General features: G+C 68.2%; 17 protein-coding genes and 1 tRNA gene. 10 read left to right on the top strand and 8 right to left on the bottom strand.

Annotation, left to right across the window (positions count from 1 at the left end; translation table 11 throughout):
* Window positions 1-13: 13 nt before the first annotated feature.
* Window positions 14-1,324 (bottom strand): SMP-30/gluconolactonase/LRE family protein, encoded by a 1,311-nt coding sequence (locus ACW17V_RS02825; protein WP_492107375.1) that lies wholly within the window; start codon window positions 1,322-1,324, stop codon window positions 14-16.
* Complete coding sequence (locus ACW17V_RS02830; protein ID WP_035045585.1) at window positions 1,305-1,802, bottom strand: Lrp/AsnC family transcriptional regulator; 498 nt, start codon at window positions 1,800-1,802, stop codon at window positions 1,305-1,307. Before ACW17V_RS02830 ends, ACW17V_RS02825 begins: the two co-directional genes overlap by 20 nt.
* Before the next feature lie 141 nt (window positions 1,803-1,943).
* Here ACW17V_RS02830 and ACW17V_RS02835 point away from each other — a divergent pair, with 141 nt between their 5' ends.
* Entirely contained in the window at window positions 1,944-5,384 is a 3,441-nt protein-coding gene (locus tag ACW17V_RS02835) for an indolepyruvate ferredoxin oxidoreductase family protein (protein WP_492107376.1), read from the top strand.
* 180 nt (window positions 5,385-5,564) lie between these two features.
* Here the strand turns inward: ACW17V_RS02835 and ACW17V_RS02840 are convergent, their stop codons facing one another.
* Window positions 5,565-6,749: a DUF418 domain-containing protein gene (locus tag ACW17V_RS02840; RefSeq protein ID WP_492107377.1), complete on the bottom strand. Its 1,185-nt coding sequence runs from the start codon at window positions 6,747-6,749 to the stop codon at window positions 5,565-5,567.
* A 146-nt stretch (window positions 6,750-6,895) separates the two neighbouring features.
* Between ACW17V_RS02840 and ACW17V_RS02845 the strand changes: the two genes are divergently transcribed.
* From ACW17V_RS02845 to ACW17V_RS02870, 6 genes are all read left to right on the top strand, one after another.
* Complete coding sequence (locus ACW17V_RS02845) at window positions 6,896-7,189, top strand: hypothetical protein (protein ID WP_492107378.1); 294 nt, start codon at window positions 6,896-6,898, stop codon at window positions 7,187-7,189.
* Window positions 7,186-7,461, top strand: coding sequence for a hypothetical protein (locus tag ACW17V_RS02850; RefSeq protein ID WP_492107379.1), 276 nt, complete (start codon window positions 7,186-7,188; stop codon window positions 7,459-7,461). The genes ACW17V_RS02845 and ACW17V_RS02850 overlap by 4 nt, the downstream gene beginning before the upstream one ends.
* Window positions 7,458-7,745 carry a type II toxin-antitoxin system RelE/ParE family toxin gene (locus ACW17V_RS02855; RefSeq protein ID WP_492107380.1) on the top strand — a complete coding sequence of 96 codons (288 nt, stop codon included), beginning with the start codon at window positions 7,458-7,460 and terminating at the stop codon, window positions 7,743-7,745. Before ACW17V_RS02850 ends, ACW17V_RS02855 begins: the two co-directional genes overlap by 4 nt.
* The gene (locus ACW17V_RS02860; RefSeq protein ID WP_492107381.1) at window positions 7,742-8,857 is read left to right on the top strand and encodes an NAD(P)/FAD-dependent oxidoreductase; all 1,116 of its coding nucleotides are present in this window, start codon (window positions 7,742-7,744) and stop codon (window positions 8,855-8,857) included. Before ACW17V_RS02855 ends, ACW17V_RS02860 begins: the two co-directional genes overlap by 4 nt.
* A 175-nt stretch (window positions 8,858-9,032) precedes the next feature.
* Entirely contained in the window at window positions 9,033-10,106 is a 1,074-nt protein-coding gene (locus ACW17V_RS02865; RefSeq protein WP_492107382.1) for a glycosyltransferase, read from the top strand.
* Between the two features lie 121 nt (window positions 10,107-10,227).
* A tRNA-Met gene (locus tag ACW17V_RS02870) sits at window positions 10,228-10,304 on the top strand.
* Between the two features lie 16 nt (window positions 10,305-10,320).
* Here ACW17V_RS02870 and ACW17V_RS02875 read toward each other — a convergent pair.
* Window positions 10,321-11,352, bottom strand: a complete 1,032-nt coding sequence (locus ACW17V_RS02875; RefSeq protein ID WP_492107383.1) for an AraC family transcriptional regulator — start codon at window positions 11,350-11,352, stop codon at window positions 10,321-10,323.
* A 112-nt stretch (window positions 11,353-11,464) separates the two neighbouring features.
* Between ACW17V_RS02875 and ACW17V_RS02880 the strand changes: the two genes are divergently transcribed.
* Complete coding sequence (locus ACW17V_RS02880) at window positions 11,465-12,289, top strand: DUF2306 domain-containing protein (RefSeq protein ID WP_492107384.1); 825 nt, start codon at window positions 11,465-11,467, stop codon at window positions 12,287-12,289.
* Here the strand turns inward: ACW17V_RS02880 and ACW17V_RS02885 are convergent.
* The gene (locus ACW17V_RS02885) at window positions 12,286-12,747 is read right to left on the bottom strand and encodes an Lrp/AsnC family transcriptional regulator (protein WP_492107385.1); all 462 of its coding nucleotides are present in this window, start codon (window positions 12,745-12,747) and stop codon (window positions 12,286-12,288) included. The genes ACW17V_RS02880 and ACW17V_RS02885 overlap by 4 nt on opposite strands.
* 111 nt (window positions 12,748-12,858) lie before the next feature.
* Between ACW17V_RS02885 and ACW17V_RS02890 the strand changes: the two genes are divergently transcribed.
* Both ACW17V_RS02890 and ACW17V_RS02895 read left to right on the top strand, forming a co-directional pair.
* The gene (locus ACW17V_RS02890) at window positions 12,859-14,070 is read left to right on the top strand and encodes a methionine gamma-lyase (protein WP_492107386.1); all 1,212 of its coding nucleotides are present in this window, start codon (window positions 12,859-12,861) and stop codon (window positions 14,068-14,070) included.
* 171 nt (window positions 14,071-14,241) lie between these two features.
* Window positions 14,242-14,595, top strand: a complete 354-nt coding sequence (locus ACW17V_RS02895; protein WP_492107387.1) for a PilZ domain-containing protein — start codon at window positions 14,242-14,244, stop codon at window positions 14,593-14,595.
* 67 nt (window positions 14,596-14,662) lie between these two features.
* Here the strand turns inward: ACW17V_RS02895 and ACW17V_RS02900 are convergent, their stop codons facing one another.
* The 3 genes from ACW17V_RS02900 to ACW17V_RS02910 all read right to left on the bottom strand — a co-directional run bounded on the left by ACW17V_RS02900 (window position 14,663) and on the right by ACW17V_RS02910 (window position 18,197).
* Window positions 14,663-15,100, bottom strand: coding sequence for a helix-turn-helix domain-containing protein (locus ACW17V_RS02900; RefSeq protein WP_419254172.1), 438 nt, complete (start codon window positions 15,098-15,100; stop codon window positions 14,663-14,665).
* Window positions 15,101-15,344: 244 nt separating this feature from the next.
* Window positions 15,345-16,166, bottom strand: coding sequence for an acyl-homoserine-lactone synthase (locus tag ACW17V_RS02905; RefSeq protein WP_492107388.1), 822 nt, complete (start codon window positions 16,164-16,166; stop codon window positions 15,345-15,347).
* 1,299 nt (window positions 16,167-17,465) lie between these two features.
* Window positions 17,466-18,197, bottom strand: a complete 732-nt coding sequence (locus tag ACW17V_RS02910) for a helix-turn-helix transcriptional regulator (protein ID WP_492107389.1) — start codon at window positions 18,195-18,197, stop codon at window positions 17,466-17,468.
* Between the last annotated feature and the right edge of the window lie 24 nt (window positions 18,198-18,221).

The raw sequence follows: 18,221 nt of genomic DNA on the forward strand, positions 1-18,221 counted from the left end.
AATGCGCCTCGCGCTAGCGCGAAACAGCGATGCCCATGACGCGCGCGGCTCTGGGCTCCGCCGTCTTCAGCCCGTCGTCGCCGAATTCGGTCCACTGGCTGCGGGCCACGAAGACAAAGTCGTCACCGCGCATCGCGCCGCTGGTCGGCTCGTCCAGCTCGGGCAGGTTGGCGGCCAGGGTCTCGACTCGGGTCAGGCGCTTTCCGTCCGGCGTCGGCCACAGGCGCAGCAGCCGCTGGGGCGCGACGCCGTTCTGGACGGCGATCAGAGTCTGGCCGGCGCGGGCCAAGCCATCGACGCCCAGCAGGGTGACGTCCGGCGGGATCGCGACCGGCAAGACCGCGCCGCTGGCCAGATCGATGACGTGCAGGCCGCTGGAATAGTCGGCGACCAGCAGGCGCCTGCCGTCGGCCGTCAGGGCCAGGCCCTGAGGCGAGCCCAGTTCGGGCGAGGACGCCAGCCGGTCCAGCGCCTCGGCGCCGGCTTCCAGTCGCCAGATCTCGCCGCCCAGCGAATTGGAGGCATAGACCGCGCCGTTAGGCCCCACGGTCAGGTCGCCCAACTGGCGCTTGGTCCCGTCGGCCGGCGGTGCGTAGCGGGCCAGGACCTTGCCGGTGTCCAGATCGATGCGGAGCAGGGCCGTGGCGCCCAGATCGGTGGCGGCGACGCCCTTGGCCTGGGACGTGGCGGCGGTCAGGGCCCATAGAATCCGCCGCGGCGCATCGATGGCGATACCGAACACGCCCCAGATGTCGTCGGAGGGCGCCGTAAACTCTGAGACCGCGCCGTCCTTGCCGATGGCGACGATCCGTCGGGTGTGGATCTGGCTGACCAGCAGGCGACCGGTCTTGCTGTCATAGGCGACGCTCTCGGTCAGGACGGGGCCGGCGAAGTCCTTGACCGGCTTCAGCGCGCCGACCGGCTGGCGGTTGACGGCGATCCGTTCGGCGACCGGGGCGTAGTCGGGGCGCTCGGCCAGAGCCTTGAGGACCGGATCGGCGGAGGCGTTGTGGGTCAGGCCCATGGCCGCGTGGCGGGCCAGCAGGGCGACGGCGCCGGCGGGATCGTCGGTGGCCTTCAGGCGGGCCAGCAGCAGGATGGCGCCGGGGTGCGACGGCATCGTCGTCACCGCCTCGCCGACCCGCGCTTGAGCGGCGGCCATGTCGCCGGCCTTGGCGGCGGCCAGGCCCTCGGCGCGCAGGCGGCGGAAGGCGTCCAGCCGTCCCTCGGCCAGGGACGGCGTGGCCCCAGACAGCGTAGTGAGGGCAAAGGCGAGCGCGCCGAAGGCGACGCTCGCGAGCGCCCTAGCCCAGGGGGCTGACATAGGGGCTGACCAGACCCAGCGGCACCGCCGTGGAGTTCTTGACCCCCCGGATGACGATCCGGCTTTCGATGTTGGACACCAGACCCAGCGACAGCAGCTTGTCGCGCAGGAACTCGTCGAACGCGCGCATGTCGCGGGTGACGATGCGCATCTCGTAGTCGGCGGCGCCGGTGACGGTGGCGCACTGCACGACCTCGGCCCACTTGCCGACGGCCTGCTCGAAGGTGTCGAGGTTTTCCTTGGTCGGCAGCGACAGCTTGACGGTGCAATAGACCTCGAAGCCCAGGCCAAGCTTTTCACGGTCAAGAATGGTCACGCGACGCTGGATGACGCCTGCGTCTTCCAGCCTTTTGATCCGTCGCCAGCACGGGCTGGACGACAATCCGACTCGCTCCGCGATCTCCGCGACAGACAGTCCGGCGTCGTGTTGGATGAGATCGAGGATCTTGGCATCCACGGCGTCGAGTTGTTCGGACAAGAATTCCTCCCCCAGAGGTCATTTGGCGCGGCGATCGTGCCGAAAGCAGCCATGGGTAGGGCATGCCTTGGGCAAACAATTTCCCCGCTTCTATAAGATATTGCTAAGCGGGCGAGAAGACCCGGGAGGAATTTTTTTGCCATGAGGCACTCGGAAGTCACTCTAGACGACAAATATCTTCTCGAAGATGGTCGCGCCTTCATCACCGGCGTGCAGGCGCTGATCCGGGTTTTGCTCGATCGCAAGCGCCTGGACCGCAAGGCGGGGTTGAATACGGCGGGGTTTCTCTCCGGCTATCGCGGCTCGCCCCTGGGTGGCCTCGACCAGCAGGCCGCGCGCCTGAACAAGCTGCTCACCGCCCATGACGTGGTCTTCAAGGAAGGCCTCAACGAGGACCTGGCCGCCACCGCCGTGTGGGGCAGCCAGCAGGCCAACCTGTTCCCGGGCGCGACCCATGATGGCGTGTTCGGCATGTGGTACGGCAAGGCGCCCGGCGTCGACCGCACCGGCGACGTCTTCAAGCACGCCAATTTCGCCGGCAGCTTCCCGACCGGCGGCGTGCTGGCCGTGGCCGGCGACGACCATGCCTGCAAGAGCTCGACCCTGCCGTCGCAGTCGGAGTTCGCCTTCCAGGACTTCGAGATGCCGGTGCTGTCGCCCGCCGACGTACAGGAAGTGCTGGACTACGGCCTGATGGGCATCGCGATGTCGCGGTTCACCGGCCTGTGGACTGGCATGATCGCCCTGGCCGACACCATGGACTCGGGCGTCACGATCGATGTCTCGCTGGACCGCCACAAGATCATCATCCCGGACTTCGCCATGCCGCCCGGCGGGCTGGGCATCCGGCTGAAGGACCAGCCGATGGAGAAGGAGCGTCGCCTCCGCCTCCACAAGCTGCCCGCCACGCTGGCCTTCGCCCGCGCCAACCATATCGACCGCGTGGTGCTGGGCGCCTCGCATGTGCGCGTCGGCAAGGCCCGCCTGGGCATCGTCTGCCAGGGCCAGGCCTACAAGGACGTGCTGGAGGCCTTCACGGCCATGGGCATGACCCTGCAGGAGGCCGCCGATCTGGGCGTGTCGATCTACAAGGTCGGCATGCCCTGGCCGCTGGAGCCGCTGGGCATCCGCGCCTTCGCCGCCGGTCTTGAGACCCTGATGGTCATCGAGCACAAGCGGGGGCTGATCGAGCCGCAAGCCCGCGCCGCGCTCTATGACCTTCCGGCCCAGGCCCGCCCACGCATCATCGGCAAGACCGACGAGCATCATCACCCGCTGCTATCGGAGCTGGGGTCGCTGTCGGTTGCCGAAATCGCGCTCGCCATCTATGACCGTCTGCCCGACGGGCCGCACATGGAACGGGCCCGCGCCTATCTGGACCGCGTCTCGGCCGCCGGCGTCGCCGCCGTCAGCCTGGCCGCCGACCAGGCCCGCAAGCCGTTCTTCTGCTCGGGTTGCCCGCACAATACCTCGACCAAGCTGCCGGAAGGCTCGCGCGCCCTTGCAGGCATCGGCTGCCACTACATGGCCGGCTTCAACGATCCCTCGACCGACCTCAACACCCACATGGGCGGCGAGGGTCTGACCTGGGTGGGCGCGGCGCCGTTCACCACCGAAAAGCACGTCTTCCAGAACCTGGGCGACGGCACCTACAATCACTCCGGCTCGCTGGCGATCCGGGCGGCGATCGCGGCCAAGGCCAACATCACCTACAAGCTGCTGTTCAATGACGCCGTCGCCATGACCGGCGGCCAGAAGGCCGAGAGCGGCTTCACCCCGGCCCAGATCACCCGTCAGCTGGCGTCTGAAGGCGTGACCAAGACGGTCATCGTCGTCGACGAGCTGGAGCGCTACGCCGAGGTCAAGGACCTGGCCCCCGGCGTCGAGGTGTTCCCACGATCCGAGCTGATGACCGTGCAGAAGATGCTGCGCGACACGGTCGGGACGACGGTGCTGCTCTATGACCAGACCTGCGCCACCGAAAAGCGCCGTCGCCGCAAGCGCGGGACCATGGCCAAGGCGACCCAGCGCGTCTTCATCAACCCGCTGGTCTGCGAGGGCTGCGGCGACTGCTCGGTGAAGTCCAACTGCGTCTCGGTCGAGCCGCTGGACACCGAGTTTGGCCGCAAGCGCAAGATCAACCAGTCCAGCTGCAATCAGGACTACAGCTGCGTCGAAGGCTTCTGCCCCTCGTTCATCACCCTGGAAGGGGCCGAGGGCGCGCAGTCGAAAAAGGCTCCCGCCGCCCTGACGGCCGACTCGACGCCGCTGCCCGAATTCGAGCCGCTGACTGGCGTGCGCAAGATCCTGTTCACGGGCGTGGGCGGCACGGGCGTGACCACCGTCGCCTCGATCCTGGCCATGGCCGCCCATATCGACGGGCGCTCGGGCAGCGTGGTCGACATGACGGGTCTCGCCCAGAAGGGCGGCTCGGTGTTCAGCCACGTCAAGATCGGCGAGACCGAGGACACCGTGGTCGGCGGCCGCGTGCCGGCCGCCAGCACCGACGTGCTGATCGCCTGCGACCTGTTGGTGGCCGCATCGCCGGAAGGCCTGTCGCTGTACGCCAAGGACCGCACCGCCGCCTTCGGCAACAGCGATTTCGCCCCCACCGCCGACTTCGTCACCAGCCGCGACGTCAAGTTCGACAGCGGCGCCATGGCCCGCCGAGTCAAGGCGGCGTCCAAGTCGTTCGATGCCTGCCCGGCCCAGCATCTGGCCGAAAGCCAGTTCGGCGACGCCATCTTCGCCAACATGATCATGGTCGGTTTCGCCTGGCAGCGCGGCGTCATCCCGCTGTCCAGCCGCGCCCTCTACCGGGCCATCAAGCTGAACGGGGTCGAGGCCGACGCCAACCTGCAGGCCTTCGAGCTGGGCCGCCGCATCGCCCACGACCCCACGGCCGCCGGCCCCAAGGTCGACGCCGTGGCCACGCCCGAGACGATGCCGCTGGACGACCTGATCGCCAAACGCACGGCCGAGCTGACCGCCTATCAGAACGCCGCCTACGCCCAGCGCTATGCCGCCAGGGTGGCCAAGGTGCGCTCTGCCGAGGTCGCGGTCAGCGGAGCCGACAGCGCCCTGCCGCTGACCCGCGCGGCGGCGGTCAATCTCTACAAGCTGATGGCCTACAAGGACGAATACGAGGTCGCCCGTCTGTACACGGACGGTCGCTTCGCGGCCGAACTGGCCGGGACGTTCAAGGGCGGCAAGGCCAGGGTCTGGCTGGCCCCGCCGATCATCGGCGCCAAGGGCCCTGACGGCCGCCCGAAGAAGATCGCCTTCGGCGGCTGGATGCTCGACTACGCCTTCCCGCTGATGGCCAAGATGAAGGGCCTGCGCGGCGGCCAGTTCGACATCTTCGGCAAGACCGAAGAGCGCCGGATGGAGCGCGGCCTGATGGCGGACTACGAGGTCGCGCTCGACCGGCTGTCAGCCGGCCTGCGGCCCGAGAGCCTGCCCCTGGCCCTGAAGATCGCCGAGATCCCGCAGTCCATCCGCGGCTACGGCCACGTCAAGGAGGCGTCGGTGGTCACGGCCAAGGCGGCCGAGGCGAAGCTTTGGGAGCAGTGGGCGGGGTAAGCGCCGAGACGCCCCCTCCGTCACGATGCGTATTCGCATCGCGCCACCTCCCCCGCTTTGCGGGGCAGGAGGGTTCAGCAGCTCTTCTCCTGCCCCGTAGCGAAGCGTGCGGGGGAGGTGGCGCGGCGCCGATAGGCGACGTGACGGAGGGGGCGCTCCGGCGTGTGCGAATGCTCTGGCCTATCCGGCCGCCCGCCTCACGAACGGCACCTTCCACGTCCGATACGTCGCCGCCCGCCAGGCCCACTCCAGCGGGCCATAGGCGAAGCGTCTGAACCACAGCTGGGCGATCACGGCCTGGACCACCAGATAGCCGACGCCCAGCCACAGGGCGGTCGCCTGCGGCAGGGTTTTCCATGCCCCCATGCCAAAGCCGTAGAACACCGGAACCCAGACCAGCGACTGGACGACATAGAAGGTCAGGGTCATCCGGCCCATCGGGGCCAGCAGGCGCAGGGCCTTGCCGGCCAGGCCCTGATAGGCCTCGACGATCAGCAGCACATAGGTCCCCATCAGGGCCATGTCGAACCAGCCGCCCAGCAGGTTGCCGGCCATCACCCGGGCCATGCCGGGCTTGGGCGTCTCGGGCAGCAGGGCGGTCAGGTGCGGCTTGGCCAGGTAGAGCGCCAGGGCGGTGGTCGCCAGCACGGCCAGAGCGACCCGGCGCTCGACGACGAAGCGTTGCGGCGCGTCGAGAAAGCCGCTTCGCCCCAGCATCAGCCCGACCAGGAACAGGCCCATCACCAGGCTGATCCGGCCTGTCTCGATGAAGAACAGCCACTTGATCAGCTGGCTTTCGAACAGGTTGGTCTTCAGCACCGTCATCAGGTCGGCGCTCTGATAGAGGGCCAGGGCCGGATCGACCCAGTGGCGGGGCGGCGTATTGGCCCACGGCGCGCCCGAGGCGGCGATGGCGATCTGCGTCCAGATCCACGGCTGGAGCAGGAACAGCGCCGCCGCCCCGGCCAGCATCCTGTTCGAGGCCCGGTAGAACGGGATCAGCGGGATGCCCAGCAGGGCCAGCACCACCAGGATGTCGCCGCGATAGATCAGGCCATGCGCCGTGCCGATCAGGCCCAGCAGCACCATCCGCCAGACAAAGCGCGCCGAGAAGTCCTCGCCCCGGCGGGCCGAACGGTCCATCAGCAGGAAGAAGCTCAGCCCAAAGCACAGGGCCAGAAGCGCGAACGCCTTGCCCATCATCAGGGTGGTGATCAGAGTGTGGGTCAGAGTCTGCTGCGGCGAGACCCAGTAGATCTCGAACTGCTCGAACATGTGGACCATGAACACGCCGATCAGGGCGAAAGCCCGCAGCGTGTCGATCAGGTCGTTGCGCGTGGAGACTGTCGGCGCGTCGCGGCTCATGGTCGAGATTCCCCCCTTGGACAGTGCGCCGCCAGTGGCCTAGTTAGCGCTGTCATTGGTCGGACCTTGCCGCCGTGGCCGGGCTTGTCAACCGCCCGCGCCGCCGAGGTGTCGCACGGCGGCGCGTTCGTGGTAGGCTCGGTCTCATGACCAGACCGCTCGATCCCCCCTACGTCACGGTGCAGCTTTCCGCCGAGGACGCCGCCGATCTGCAGGCCCGGGTGGAGCGGGGCGAGTTCGCGTCGCTCGACGAGGGCGTCGCCGCCGAACTGGCCGAGCTCAACTATCGCCGCGCCGCCGAGATCGTCGGGGGCTCCGAGCAGCTTGAGGCGCTGCTGGACGAGCTGGACTTCGACCTGATCGATCCCGAAGAGCCGGTCGCCGGCAACATCTCGCTGACCGAGATGCTGACGAACCTGAAGGCGCAGGCCAAGTCATGAACAAGCCGGTTCGCCAGCCCGACAGCCACTACATCCCGCCGTCGCTCGCCGAGCGGTTCCAGCCGGCGGTGGAAAGTGGCGTGTTCGAGAGTGTGGGTGAGGCCGTCTTTGTCGCGGCGGGCGCGTTCGCGGATCGACTGGAGTTCGGCGTTACCGATGACGTCGAGGCGATCCGTCTCTCCATCGAGACGTCCATCGCTGAAGACAGCTATGAGGACGCCGAGGTCGTGTTCGCCCGCCTGCGCCAGCGCTATGGCGAGGCCGGGGATTGAGGCGCGTCAGGTTTTCGCGCCGAGCCCAGCTTGACCTCAACGATATCGGCGACTGGATCGCTCGCGACCGGCCGATGGCCGCACGCCGGTTCGTCGAGGCGCTGATCGCGCGCGCCATGGCCCTGCAGGACGCGCCGGACATGGGCCCGCTGTATCGGCCTTATGGCGAGGGTGTACGGGGACTGACCCTCAAGCCCTATCTCATCCTCTATCGTGTGACCGAGGTTGATATCCTTATCGAGCGCGTCGTTCACGGCGCGCGTCTGCCCAAGAGCGTGAAATGACCCAGACCTTCGATTTCGACGCTGTCGTCGTCGGCGCCGGCGCCGTGGGCCTGGCCTGCGGTTATGCGCTGGCCAGGCGTGGCCTGGTCGTGGCGGTGCTGGAAGAGCAGGGCCACATCGGCCAGGGCGTGTCGTCGCGCAATTCCGAGGTGGTTCACGGCGGGCTCTACTACGCCACCGGCTCGCTGAAGGCGCGGCTGTGCGTGCAGGGGCGACGCTTGCTGTACGCCTTCCTCGACGGGCACAACGTTTCCTACAAGAAGTGCGGCAAGCTGGTCGTCGCCACCAATGAGGAAGAGGTCGCGCGCCTCGACGGCATCTGGGCCCAGGCGCTGGCCAACGATGTCGAGGGCATGCAGCGCCTGACCGGCGAGGAGGCCCGCGCGCTGGAGCCCGGCCTCAACGCCCACGCCGCCCTGCTGTCGCCCGAGAGCGGCGTGTTCGACAGCCACGGCTACATGCTGGCCCTGCAGGGCGAGATCGAGGCGGCCGGCGGGGCGGTGGTGATCGCCACGCCGTTCGAAGGGGCCGAAGCCCTGGCCGACGGCGGGTTTTCGGTGCGGGCCGGCGGGGCCGAGCCCACCACCCTGACCTGCCGGCTGCTGGTCACCGCGCCCGGCCTGTCGGCCCAGGCCGTGGCGGCGCGGATCGAGGGCTATCCGGAAGATCGCATTCCTGCGGGCCACTTCGGCAAGGGCGTCTATTTCCGCCTGACCGGCAAGGCGCCGTTCCAGCGCCTGATCTATCCGCCGCCGATACCCGGAGCGCTCGGCACGCATTACCGCAATGACCTGGGCGGCCAGGCGGTGTTCGGCCCCGATCTGGAATATGTTCCGTCACCGGATTATTCGATCGATCCGGCCCGGGCCGAGGTCTTCGCCGCCTATATCCGCAAGTTCTGGCCGGGTCTGCCCGAGGGCGCGCTGACGCCCGACTATGCCGGCGTGCGGCCCAAGCTGCATGGCGCGGGCGAGCCTCAGCCCGACTTCCAGCTGCGCGGCGCCGACGACCATGGCCTTGAGGGGCTGATGGCGCTGTTCGGCATCGAGAGCCCCGGCCTGACCAGCTCTCTGGCCATCGGCGAAGAGGTCGCGGCGCGGCTGCTGGGCTGAGCCTGCGCCCGCGCGCGCCGGGCTATTTTTTCGATGCGGGACGGACCCGGATCGAAGCTGGGCAGTTCTGACAGGGCCCGCCCGCTTTCGCGCGCCCGTTACGAGAGTACGCCACGTTGACACCCTCGGCCCACCCGCAGATGTTCCGCGCCTGTCGCCGTATCGGAGACCAACCTTGACCAACATCCTGCACGCCATGCTGGGCAAGGGACTGGGCGGTCTGGAGCGCGTGTTCCTCGACTACCAGCCGATCCTGGAGGCCTATGCCACCCGGCACGGCGGAACCTGCACGGGCGTGGTGCGCCGGGGCGGGGCGGTCAGCGGGGCCGAGGCCATGCGCTCGCCGCCGCTGGCGCTGATGCCCGCCTTCACCGACTGGGACCCCTGGACCGTGGGCGCCGCGCGGCGACTGGTCGAGACGGTTCACCCGGGCCTGATCCTCAGCCACGGCCAGCGCCCGGCGCGGCTGTTCGGTCGTCTGGCTCCGTTGGGGGTGGTGCAGGCGGTCTGCGTGCACAAGCCGGTCTTCGACGTGATCGAGGGCGCCCACTATATCTGCGTCGGACGCCATCTGGCCGAGCTGGCCGTGGCGCGCGGCGTGCCGTCGGCGCGGGCCCACTTCGTGCCCAACGCCGTGGCCGAGCCTACCGCCCAGGCCGATCCCTTCGCCGCCCCGGGCACGGCGATCCGGGTGGTGGCCGCCGGCCGGCTGCATCCCAAGAAGGGCTTCGACATCCTGATCCGCGCCATCGGCCTGCTGCGCGCCCGCGGCCTGGACGTGGTGTGCGACATCGCCGGCGAGGGCGAGGAACGTGCCCATCTGGAGCGCCTGATCGCCGAACTGGACCTAGGCGCCGCCGTCAGCCTGATCGGCTGGGCGGCCGATGTCTCGGGCTTCCTGGCGATGGGCGACCTCTTCGCCTTCCCGTCCCATCAGGAGGGGTTCCCCCTGGCCCTGCTGGAGGCCATGGCCGTGGCCCTGCCGGTGGTGTCGTCGGCCATCGACGGCCCGGTCGAGATGGTCGTGGACGGCGAAACCGGCCGCCTCGTGCCGCCCGATGATCCCATGGCCTTCGCCGACGCCCTGGCCGATCTGATCGCCGCGCCCGACCTGGCCCGCGCCATGGGTCAGCGCGCCCGCGACACCGTGCTGCATGACTATGGCTCGGCTCGCCTGGCGCGGCGTCTTGAAGCGGTGTTGGATCGGATGCTTGAGCCTTCCCGGGACGGGGCTTCCCGTCCCGGATAAGAAGGCTCTTTTCTAAGTGAAAGCGCGATCTGGCGCCGAACCGGCGGCCACTTCGGCGGATCGCGCTTGCGGGCTTGATGCCTTGGCCGCGAGAGCGTATGACGCCGCTCCGTTCTGGAACGGTTGGGTAGCTCAGATGGTTAGAGCGGTGGATTCATAACCCACAGGTCGGCGGTTCGATCCCGCCTCCAACCACCAGGACGGTCTTCCACTCTCAGCCAGATGTCGCCGCCCGCGCGCCCTTGCGCCCGCGCGGGCTCTCGCCCGTCCAGCGCTTGAAGGCGCGGGAGAAGGCGCTGGGGTCGGAGAAGCCGACCAGATAGGCGGTCTCGTTGACCGACAGCTTCTTGCTCCCCAGATAGTCCAGCGCCATCCGCCGGCGCAGATCGTCCAGCACCGCGTCGAAACTGGCGCCCTCGGCTTTCAGGCGGCGATAGAGGGTCTGTCGGCTGAGGCCCAAACGTTTGGCGACAGCGTCCATGGCCAGGTCGCCGGTATGCAGCAGGGGGATCAGCAGGGTCTCGACCCGGCCGCGCGTGGTCCCGGTGGTTTCCAGCTGTTTCAGCAGCGCCTCGGCGTGCTCGTTGAAGATTCCGAAGACATAGCGATTGGGTTTGTGGGTCTTGACCGCCAGCCACGAGGCCTCGATCCGCAGGGCGTTGCGGGCCTGGTCGAAGGCGACGGGCGCCTTGAAGATGCGGTCGTATTCGGCGCTGTAGCTGGGCCGGGGATGGGTGAGGTGCACCGCGGTCACGAACGGCACGTCGCCATGGCTGCGGGTCACTTCGCAGGCAAACCGCGAGAAGGCCCCCTCGGTCAGTTCAGGGAAGTCGTTGGGATCGGGACGCCGGTCTTCCAGCCACAGCTCCTCGCCCTGCCGGACCAGCTGGAAGCGCTGCTCGACGCCCAGGCCGTCGATCTCGGTGACCAGCCGGGAATAACGGCTCAGCTGCTGCAGGCTCTCGCCCATGGTCTCGCCGGCCTTGCAGATCAGACCGACGATCGACAGCTCCTCAAAGCGCGTGCCTTCGCTGAACCGCAGCGCCAGGGCGGGCTCGCCGCAAAGGTCCTGGCCGGCCTTCATCAGGGCCTTGTAGCGGTCCATCGGGATGCGGCTGTCCTGGTCGGCGAGGTCTTCGGCCGCGATGCCGGCCCGCGCCGCGAGGGTTTCGCGGTCGGCTCCAAGGGAGACGGCGAAGTCCATCAGCGCCCGGGCGAAGCCGCCTGAAACCGTCGATCCGCGCATCTGGTCTCCAGGGTCAAGAATCTGGCCCCCGCGATCATGGCGGCCCGCGCGACCGGTTCCTAGCCTGGATCTTGCGGCTCGCTTTGAAGCATTTCGGAAACAGGCAGGCAGAATGAAACCGGTATCGGCGCGCCGCAGGGATGGGCTGGCGACGGCCACCCTGGCGCTCAGGGCGTCGGCGGCGCTGTGGTATCTGGCGCTGGTCGTCGGGCTTTGGGTGTTCGGCTACTACATCGTCACCCTCTATGGCGTCAGCGCGCTGCGGGGCGAGTGGGCGCGCTGGAACACGGTGTTGCCGGCCGGGCACGGCTACAATCCCGGCGATCTGGGCGGCAATGCGGTGCTGGGCGTCCACCTGCTGGCCGCCGGTCTCGTCAGCTTCAGCGGCGCGCTGCAACTGGTCCCGCAGATCCGGTCGCGCGTCCCGGCCCTGCATCGCTGGAACGGCCGGCTGTTTCTGCTGATCGCCCTGATGATCAGCGGCTCTGGTCTGTATGTGGCCTTCACGCGCGGGGCGGTCGCCGGACACTATATGGCGGTCGGCAATACGCTGAACGCGGTGCTGGTGATCGTCTGCGCCGTCCTGGCCTGGCGTCACGCCGCCGCCCGCCGGATAGCCCTGCACCAGCGCTGGGCCCTGCGGCTGTTCGTGCTGATGTACGGGGTCTGGTTCTATCGGGTGGGGATGATGCTGTGGTTCGTCATCCACAAGGCGCCGGTGGGCCACAATGACACCTTCACCGGACCGTTCGACATCTTCCTGGCCTTCGCCCACGTGCTGCTGCCGCTGGCGGTGCTGGAGGTCTACAGGGTGGCCCGCGACCGGGGCGGGGCGCTGGCCAAGAGCGGCATGGCGCTGGCCCTGTTCGTCCTGACCCTGGCCATGAGCGTCGGCATCTTCGGCGCGACCATGGGGATGTGGCTGCCCAGGCTCTAGCTTCCCGCCAGCGGAAACACCCGCGTCTGCTTGACCACGCCATAGGCGAAGCTGGTGTCGATCGAGGCGATGCCGGGGATGGCGTGCAGCCGACGGCGGATGAAGTCTTCATAGGCCTCCAGGCTCTCGACGATCACCCGCAGCAGATAGTCGTCGCCGCCGGCCAGCAGGAAGCAGTCGAGGATCTGGTCGATCCGCGCCACCTGGTCCTCGAAGCCCTTGACCACGTCCTGGCCGTGGCGATCCAGCCGCACGCGGATGAAGACGGTGATCGGCAGGCCATAGGCCTTCTGGTCGACCAGGGCCGTGTAGCCGGTGATCACCCCCTCGGCCTCCAGATGGCGCAGCCGGCGCAGGCAGGGGGAGGGCGACAGGTTCACCCGCTCGGCCAGGTCCTGGTTGGTCAGGCGGCCGTCCTTCTGCAGTTCGCGGATGATCTGACGGTCCTTGGCGTCCATATCGGGTCCTTGGGGTGGAATCTGCCAAAACGGATGCCTTTACTAGCAGACTTGGCAATCTTCCGCTGGTCAATCCGCGTCAATCTCGCGCCCTGGCAACGGAGCACAGTCATGGCGCGCGACCTTATCGAGACCGGTTTTTCGACGCGGGCGATCCACGCGGGCTATGATCCGGCCGACGAGCACGGCGCCCTGACCCCGCCGGTCCACCTGACCTCGACCTTCGCCTTCGACAGCGCCGAGGCCGGCGGCGAGATGTTCGCCGGCACGCGGCCGGGGCACTTCTATTCGCGCATCTCCAACCCGACGACCGACCTGCTGGAGCGCCGGGTGGCCTCGCTGGAGGGCGCGGAGGCCGGCGTCGCCACGGCCTCGGGCATGGGGGCGATCACGGCGGTGATGTGGAGCTTCCTGCGCTCGGGCGACGAGGTGGTCACCGACCAGACCCTGTATGGCTGCACCTTCGCCTTCCTGCGCGACGGGCTCTCGCGGTTCGGGATCACCGTCACCCAGGTCGACATGACCGACATGGACGCCTTGGCGGCGGCGGTGTCGGACAAGACCCGGATTATCTATTTCGAGACCCCGGCCAATCCCAATATGCGGCTGGTCGACATCGCCGGCGCGGCGAAAGTCGCGCGGGCCTGCGGGGCCAAGCTGGTGGTCGACAACACCTACGCCACGCCGCTGCTGACCCGGCCGATCGAACTGGGCGCCGATATCGTCGTGCATTCGGCCACCAAGTATCTGGGCGGCCATGGCGACCTGATCGGCGGCATCGCCGTGGGCGGGGTGGAAGACATGGCCCGCGTGCGGCTGACCGGGGTCAAGGACATGACCGGTGCGGTGATGTCGCCGTTCACGGCCTTCCTGGTCATGCGGGGCCTCAAGACCCTGGCCCTGCGCATGCGCCAGCACTGCGCCAGCGCCGCCAGCGTCGCGACCTGGCTGGAGGCCCATCCGGCCGTGACGCGGGTCTTCTATCCGGGACTGAAGAGCTTTGCCCAGCATGACCTGGCCCAGCGCCAGATGGCCCTGCCCGGCGGCATGATGGCCTTCGAACTGGCCGGCGGGCACGCGGCCGGGGTGGCGATGATGAACCGCCTGACCCTGATCCGCCGCGCCGTGTCGCTGGGCGACGCCGAGACCCTGATCCAGCATCCGGCCAGCATGACCCACTCGACCTACAGCGCCGAGGAGCGGGCGGCGGCGGGCATCGGCGAGGGGCTGGTGCGGCTGTCGATCGGCCTGGAGGACGAGGCCGACATCCTGGCCGATCTGGCCGGCGCGCTGGAGCGGTCGCCCTCGCCGGCGGTCGCCTGACCGCCCGCAAAGGTTAACGGCGCGGCGCCATGATCCGGGGCCGGCCGGCCGCGTCGGGTTTCCGACAAAAGCCTCGCGGTTTCAGCGGCTTGTGCGAGACCTATGGTCGCGGGGGCGACAAAAACGCGCCGTCTGCACGGCCGATTAACCGCACCATGCGTTTATGCGATCATGTCAAAGTACGCGTCAGGCGCAGAAGGTGATCGGCGGGGTTCGCCCCGGGTCTCGACCCAGAGAGCGGGAAAGCTGCTGTGCGGCGCCTTCGCCTGGGACTGCGTGATCCGCGACGTTTCCGACGGCGGGGTGCGGGTGCAGATGCTGGCCGGCGCCGCGCCGCCCGCCCGGGTGCAGCTGGTCGATCTGGCCGCGGGCCTGGCCCATGACGTTCAGCTGGCCTGGCAGAAGGATCGCGAGGTCGGCTTCAAGGTGCTCAAGACCCACGACCTGCGCGGCCTGACCCACGCCTCGGCGCGGACGGCCAAGAACATCTGGGCCGCCTCGCAGGCGCGCCTTTCGGCGAGCTGACCTGCAGATACACGAAGACCCCGACGGTCGCCCGTCGAGGTCTGCTGTCGCGCCAGGCGCGGGTGGATCAGGCGGCGGCTTCGTTGCGCCCGGCGTCGTCGGCCATCGCCCGGACCAGATCCAGGACCTGGCGACGGACCCGGCCGCGCGCGATGCGCGGGAACACTTCGGCCAGTTCCAGGCCCTCGGGCGTGGTCAGGAACTCCTGGACGATGCGTTCGGCGTGCAGGCCGGCGTCATCGGCTTCCGAGCCGCCCATGGGGTCGGCCAGGCCGTCGAAGAAGAACGACACCGGCACCTGCAGGGTCTTGGCGATCTCATACAGCTTGCTGGCGCTGACGCGGTTGGCGCCCCGCTCGTATTTCTGGACCTGCTGGAAGGTCAGGCCCAGGGAATCGGCCAGTTGCTCCTGGCTGACGCCCAGCAGTTTGCGGCGCATCCGAACGCGCCCGCCGACATGCAGATCGACCGGATTGGGTCGCCGGCCCTCGGTTTCTTCGCCCATGTTTTCGCCTCCAAAGGTTGTCTGTCCAACATGACACGACCGTGACGGCGGCGTAAGTCAGGCGCGGCATTAGGTCGCGCGAGTCGGGCGACTCATGGCCCCGAAATGGGTTTCAGGCCCCCTGCGGCAGGGTTTGGGGGCGCTAGAGCGTCGCGCGGAAAAGTGGATGCCGGTTTTCCGCAAAGGCGACGCGAAAAGAGAAAACTAGAGTGGTGCGTGCGATTCCTTGATCGCGCGCGCCGCTCTAGGCGTTCAGGAAAGAGGGCCTGGCCTGGTCTCGCCGGGCCCAGATCCGGCGCGCCTGATCCGAGGTGTCGTGCAGGCGAAACAGGGTCTGGGCGGCCAGGGTCTCGTCGCGCTCCACGCCGGCGCAAAGCTGGGGCGTCATGGCCCGCTTCACCTGCCGTTGCACGGCGCCAAGGTCGCCGAAGGCGATCATGTCCAGGGCGTCGACCTCGTAGCCGACCGGGCCGTCCCGACCCAGCGCCTCCAGCACGCGATCCAGCAGGGCGGGTGACAGGGCGATCTCCGACCCCGCCACCATCCCGTGGTCATAGGCGCGGGGCAGGCCAAGCAGCCGGGTGTCGATCGGTGAGTTCAGGATGCCGGGATACAGCTGCATGTCGATCATGCCCACGAAGCGGCTGACCCCGTGCGCCAGGGCCAGCTCCATCGCCGCCGCCCAGGCCTCGAACACCCGCTCGCCGCGCCCGCCGCCCTTGCGCCGGCGATAGGCCTCGGTGGTGAACAGCCGGCTGGCCTCCCAGATGTCGGCGCCCTTCTTGGGCGGCTCGCCCGGGGCGATCAGATGGGGGAACTTGTCGGCCAGCATGCAGCGGTCGTCGGTGGGCCGCAGGCGCAGGCCGACCTCCAGGTCCATGGCCTCGTTGAAGCCCAGCAGATAGATGGCGCGGGCGTCGTCATAGTCGTCGACCTCGCCGCCATCCAGCACGACCAGATCCACCCAGCCGTTCTTCTCCACGCACTGCAGGCGACGCTGCTCGTGCATGGCCCACAGCTGCGGGCCATACAGGTGGCGATTGTCTGACGTGACGATGTGGATCATGGCCGTTCCCCCGGAAGTGACGGCCACGAGTAAGTGTCAGGTTTCTGGGCGGTGGCGATAGGCCAAACGGCCTATGGGGGGGCTGTTAGAAGGCGTGGTGCATGTCGGCTATGGGGGGGAAGCGGCCCTCGGAACCCCTCTCTCATAGAGAGAGGGAGGGGCCCGCCGCGAAGCGGTGGGAGGGTGAGAGGTTACAGCCTCTCGGAACCTAGCTCTGCGGGGTGGCTAGCTCTTATCCTGGGGTGGGCCTGAACTCGCTGGGGAATGGCGGAACGGCCAGGGCCTTTCCGGAAATGGTGAAACCTCTCACCCTCCCACCGCCTGCGGCGGCGGGCCCCTCCCTCTCTCTATGAGAGAGGGGTTCCGAGGGCCGCAATGGGTCGAAAGCACGCTTTGCCCTCCGCCCCACAAGCGGACGCCCCGCGTCCCGCGCATCCTTAAATCTCTTGGAGGCTGCAGCGTGCTGGTCTGGAAAGGTCAGTCAAGGACGGCTTCGCCGCCGCGGAGCGGCCGCCCGGAGGGCGGTCCTTGAGTGACCTTTCCAGACCAGCGATCGTCTCGCCGTGAGATTTAAGGATGGCTCCCTTCGGCGCGAAGGGGGGCGGGACGCCAATCCAATAGATCACCGTCATCCCGGGGCTTGTCCCCGGGACCCATGGTTCAGCTTCCACGTGAGCATCGGGGTCTGCTCCGCCCTTGCGGCGGACAAATGGGTCCCGGGGACAAGCCCCGGGATGACGAGATTTTAGGAGAAGGCGGGGATATGGAGCGCTCAATCCCCGTTCTTTCTAGAACAAAATCAAATCAGATCAGCGGCTTGTAAAAAACTTGATCGCGCCAATCAGACGCGTCGAAACCGCCTGCATAATCAATCTCACCTGACAGCACGGGAAGGGCGTCCGGCCGGCGACCAGCGACGGCTGTCAGGGGTGATCGAGCGGGGTCTGCCGGTGTCGCGAGAGCGGGGCCGGCGGACTTGATCAGAGGGCGGGTGACGTAAACCCGCCTATCGGGGGCAAGCCAAGGCCCCCGCCCGTCCGAAGGTTCGCTCCGGGTTCCTCCGGAATCGGCGTGGCTTGCAGCTTGAGGGCTGGGTCCGTCGCGAGGAGGAGAAAATCCGGGTGGGGCATAGGGTTGAACAAGACCCGCGCGCCCCGGCCAGAGGGATAACGATCACGCGGAGTGTCTGTCTTCGTCGAAACGGTATTCAACTATCCCATCATCCGGGCGAGGCCCGGACGCTCCGCGACCCTTCCCATCCCCTCGGCGGCTTTCCGCGCGAGGCGGCCAGGCCATGTCTCAGCCCTTGCCCAGCAGTCCCAGCTCTCCGGCCTTCATCACCGCTTCCTGACGCTTGACCACGCCCAGGCGCTTCTTGGCGTTCTCGATGTGGTGGTGGACGGTGCGGGGCGACAGTTCCAGGATCGCGCCGATCTCCCAGTCGGTCTTGCCGCGACTGGCCCAGTGCAGGCACTGGGCCTGGCGTTCGGAGATCACGCCATAGTCGGGATTGTCGTCCTGTAGCTCCCAGTGCTTGAGCATGATGGTGCCAAATACCGTGGCCAGGCTCTCGATCACGGCGCGGGCGGCGGGATCGGTGTCGGGGGCCTGGGTGGCCATGCGGATCAGCACCAGGTGGCCGGCCGGGCCGAACACCCGCACCACGAAGCCGTCGTTCATGGCCAGATCGGAGGCCTCGGCCCACATGATGTCGGCGCGCCGGTTGTCGCCGAACGGCTTGGCGTCCGACCACGCGAACGCGCGCGTGGACTTCATCAGCAGCTTCACGCACGGGTCGTGGACGACATGGCGCTCGCTCCAGTAGCGAGCGTCCCAGACGTCGAAATCCCGCCGGCTGAGGGTGGGCGGTTCCTTGCCGTAATGCTCGGCGTTGATCAGGGTGGCGCAGAAGCGGTCATAGCCGAAGGCGGCGATGGCCTGGGCGAAATGGGTCTCGACCGCGTCGGGTGTGGTGTGGTGCGGCGCCTTGCTGAGGAAATCCCAGGCGATCTGCTCGGCGGTGGTCAGCACGCGACGGCGACTCCAGCGTTCAAC

The sequence above is a fragment of the Caulobacter sp. FV2ye17ST genome, from assembly GCF_058680955.1.

Bases quoted from the DNA above. Each gene is read 5' to 3' on its own strand.
- ACW17V_RS02825 (WP_492107375.1), bottom strand. From the start codon at position 1,324: ATGTCAGCCCCCTGGGCTAGGGCGCTCGCGAGCGTCGCCTTCGGCGCG.
- ACW17V_RS02835 (WP_492107376.1), top strand. From the start codon at position 1,944: ATGAGGCACTCGGAAGTCACTCTAGACGACAAATATCTTCTCGAAGAT.
- ACW17V_RS02840 (WP_492107377.1), bottom strand. From the start codon at position 6,749: ATGAGCCGCGACGCGCCGACAGTCTCCACGCGCAACGACCTGATCGAC.
- ACW17V_RS02845 (WP_492107378.1), top strand. From the start codon at position 6,896: ATGACCAGACCGCTCGATCCCCCCTACGTCACGGTGCAGCTTTCCGCC.
- ACW17V_RS02850 (WP_492107379.1), top strand. From the start codon at position 7,186: ATGAACAAGCCGGTTCGCCAGCCCGACAGCCACTACATCCCGCCGTCG.
- ACW17V_RS02860 (WP_492107381.1), top strand. From the start codon at position 7,742: ATGACCCAGACCTTCGATTTCGACGCTGTCGTCGTCGGCGCCGGCGCC.
- ACW17V_RS02875 (WP_492107383.1), bottom strand. From the start codon at position 11,352: ATGCGCGGATCGACGGTTTCAGGCGGCTTCGCCCGGGCGCTGATGGAC.
- ACW17V_RS02880 (WP_492107384.1), top strand. From the start codon at position 11,465: ATGAAACCGGTATCGGCGCGCCGCAGGGATGGGCTGGCGACGGCCACC.
- ACW17V_RS02885 (WP_492107385.1), bottom strand. From the start codon at position 12,747: ATGGACGCCAAGGACCGTCAGATCATCCGCGAACTGCAGAAGGACGGC.
- ACW17V_RS02890 (WP_492107386.1), top strand. From the start codon at position 12,859: ATGGCGCGCGACCTTATCGAGACCGGTTTTTCGACGCGGGCGATCCAC.
- ACW17V_RS02895 (WP_492107387.1), top strand. From the start codon at position 14,242: ATGTCAAAGTACGCGTCAGGCGCAGAAGGTGATCGGCGGGGTTCGCCC.
- ACW17V_RS02900 (WP_419254172.1), bottom strand. From the start codon at position 15,100: ATGGGCGAAGAAACCGAGGGCCGGCGACCCAATCCGGTCGATCTGCAT.
- ACW17V_RS02905 (WP_492107388.1), bottom strand. From the start codon at position 16,166: ATGATCCACATCGTCACGTCAGACAATCGCCACCTGTATGGCCCGCAG.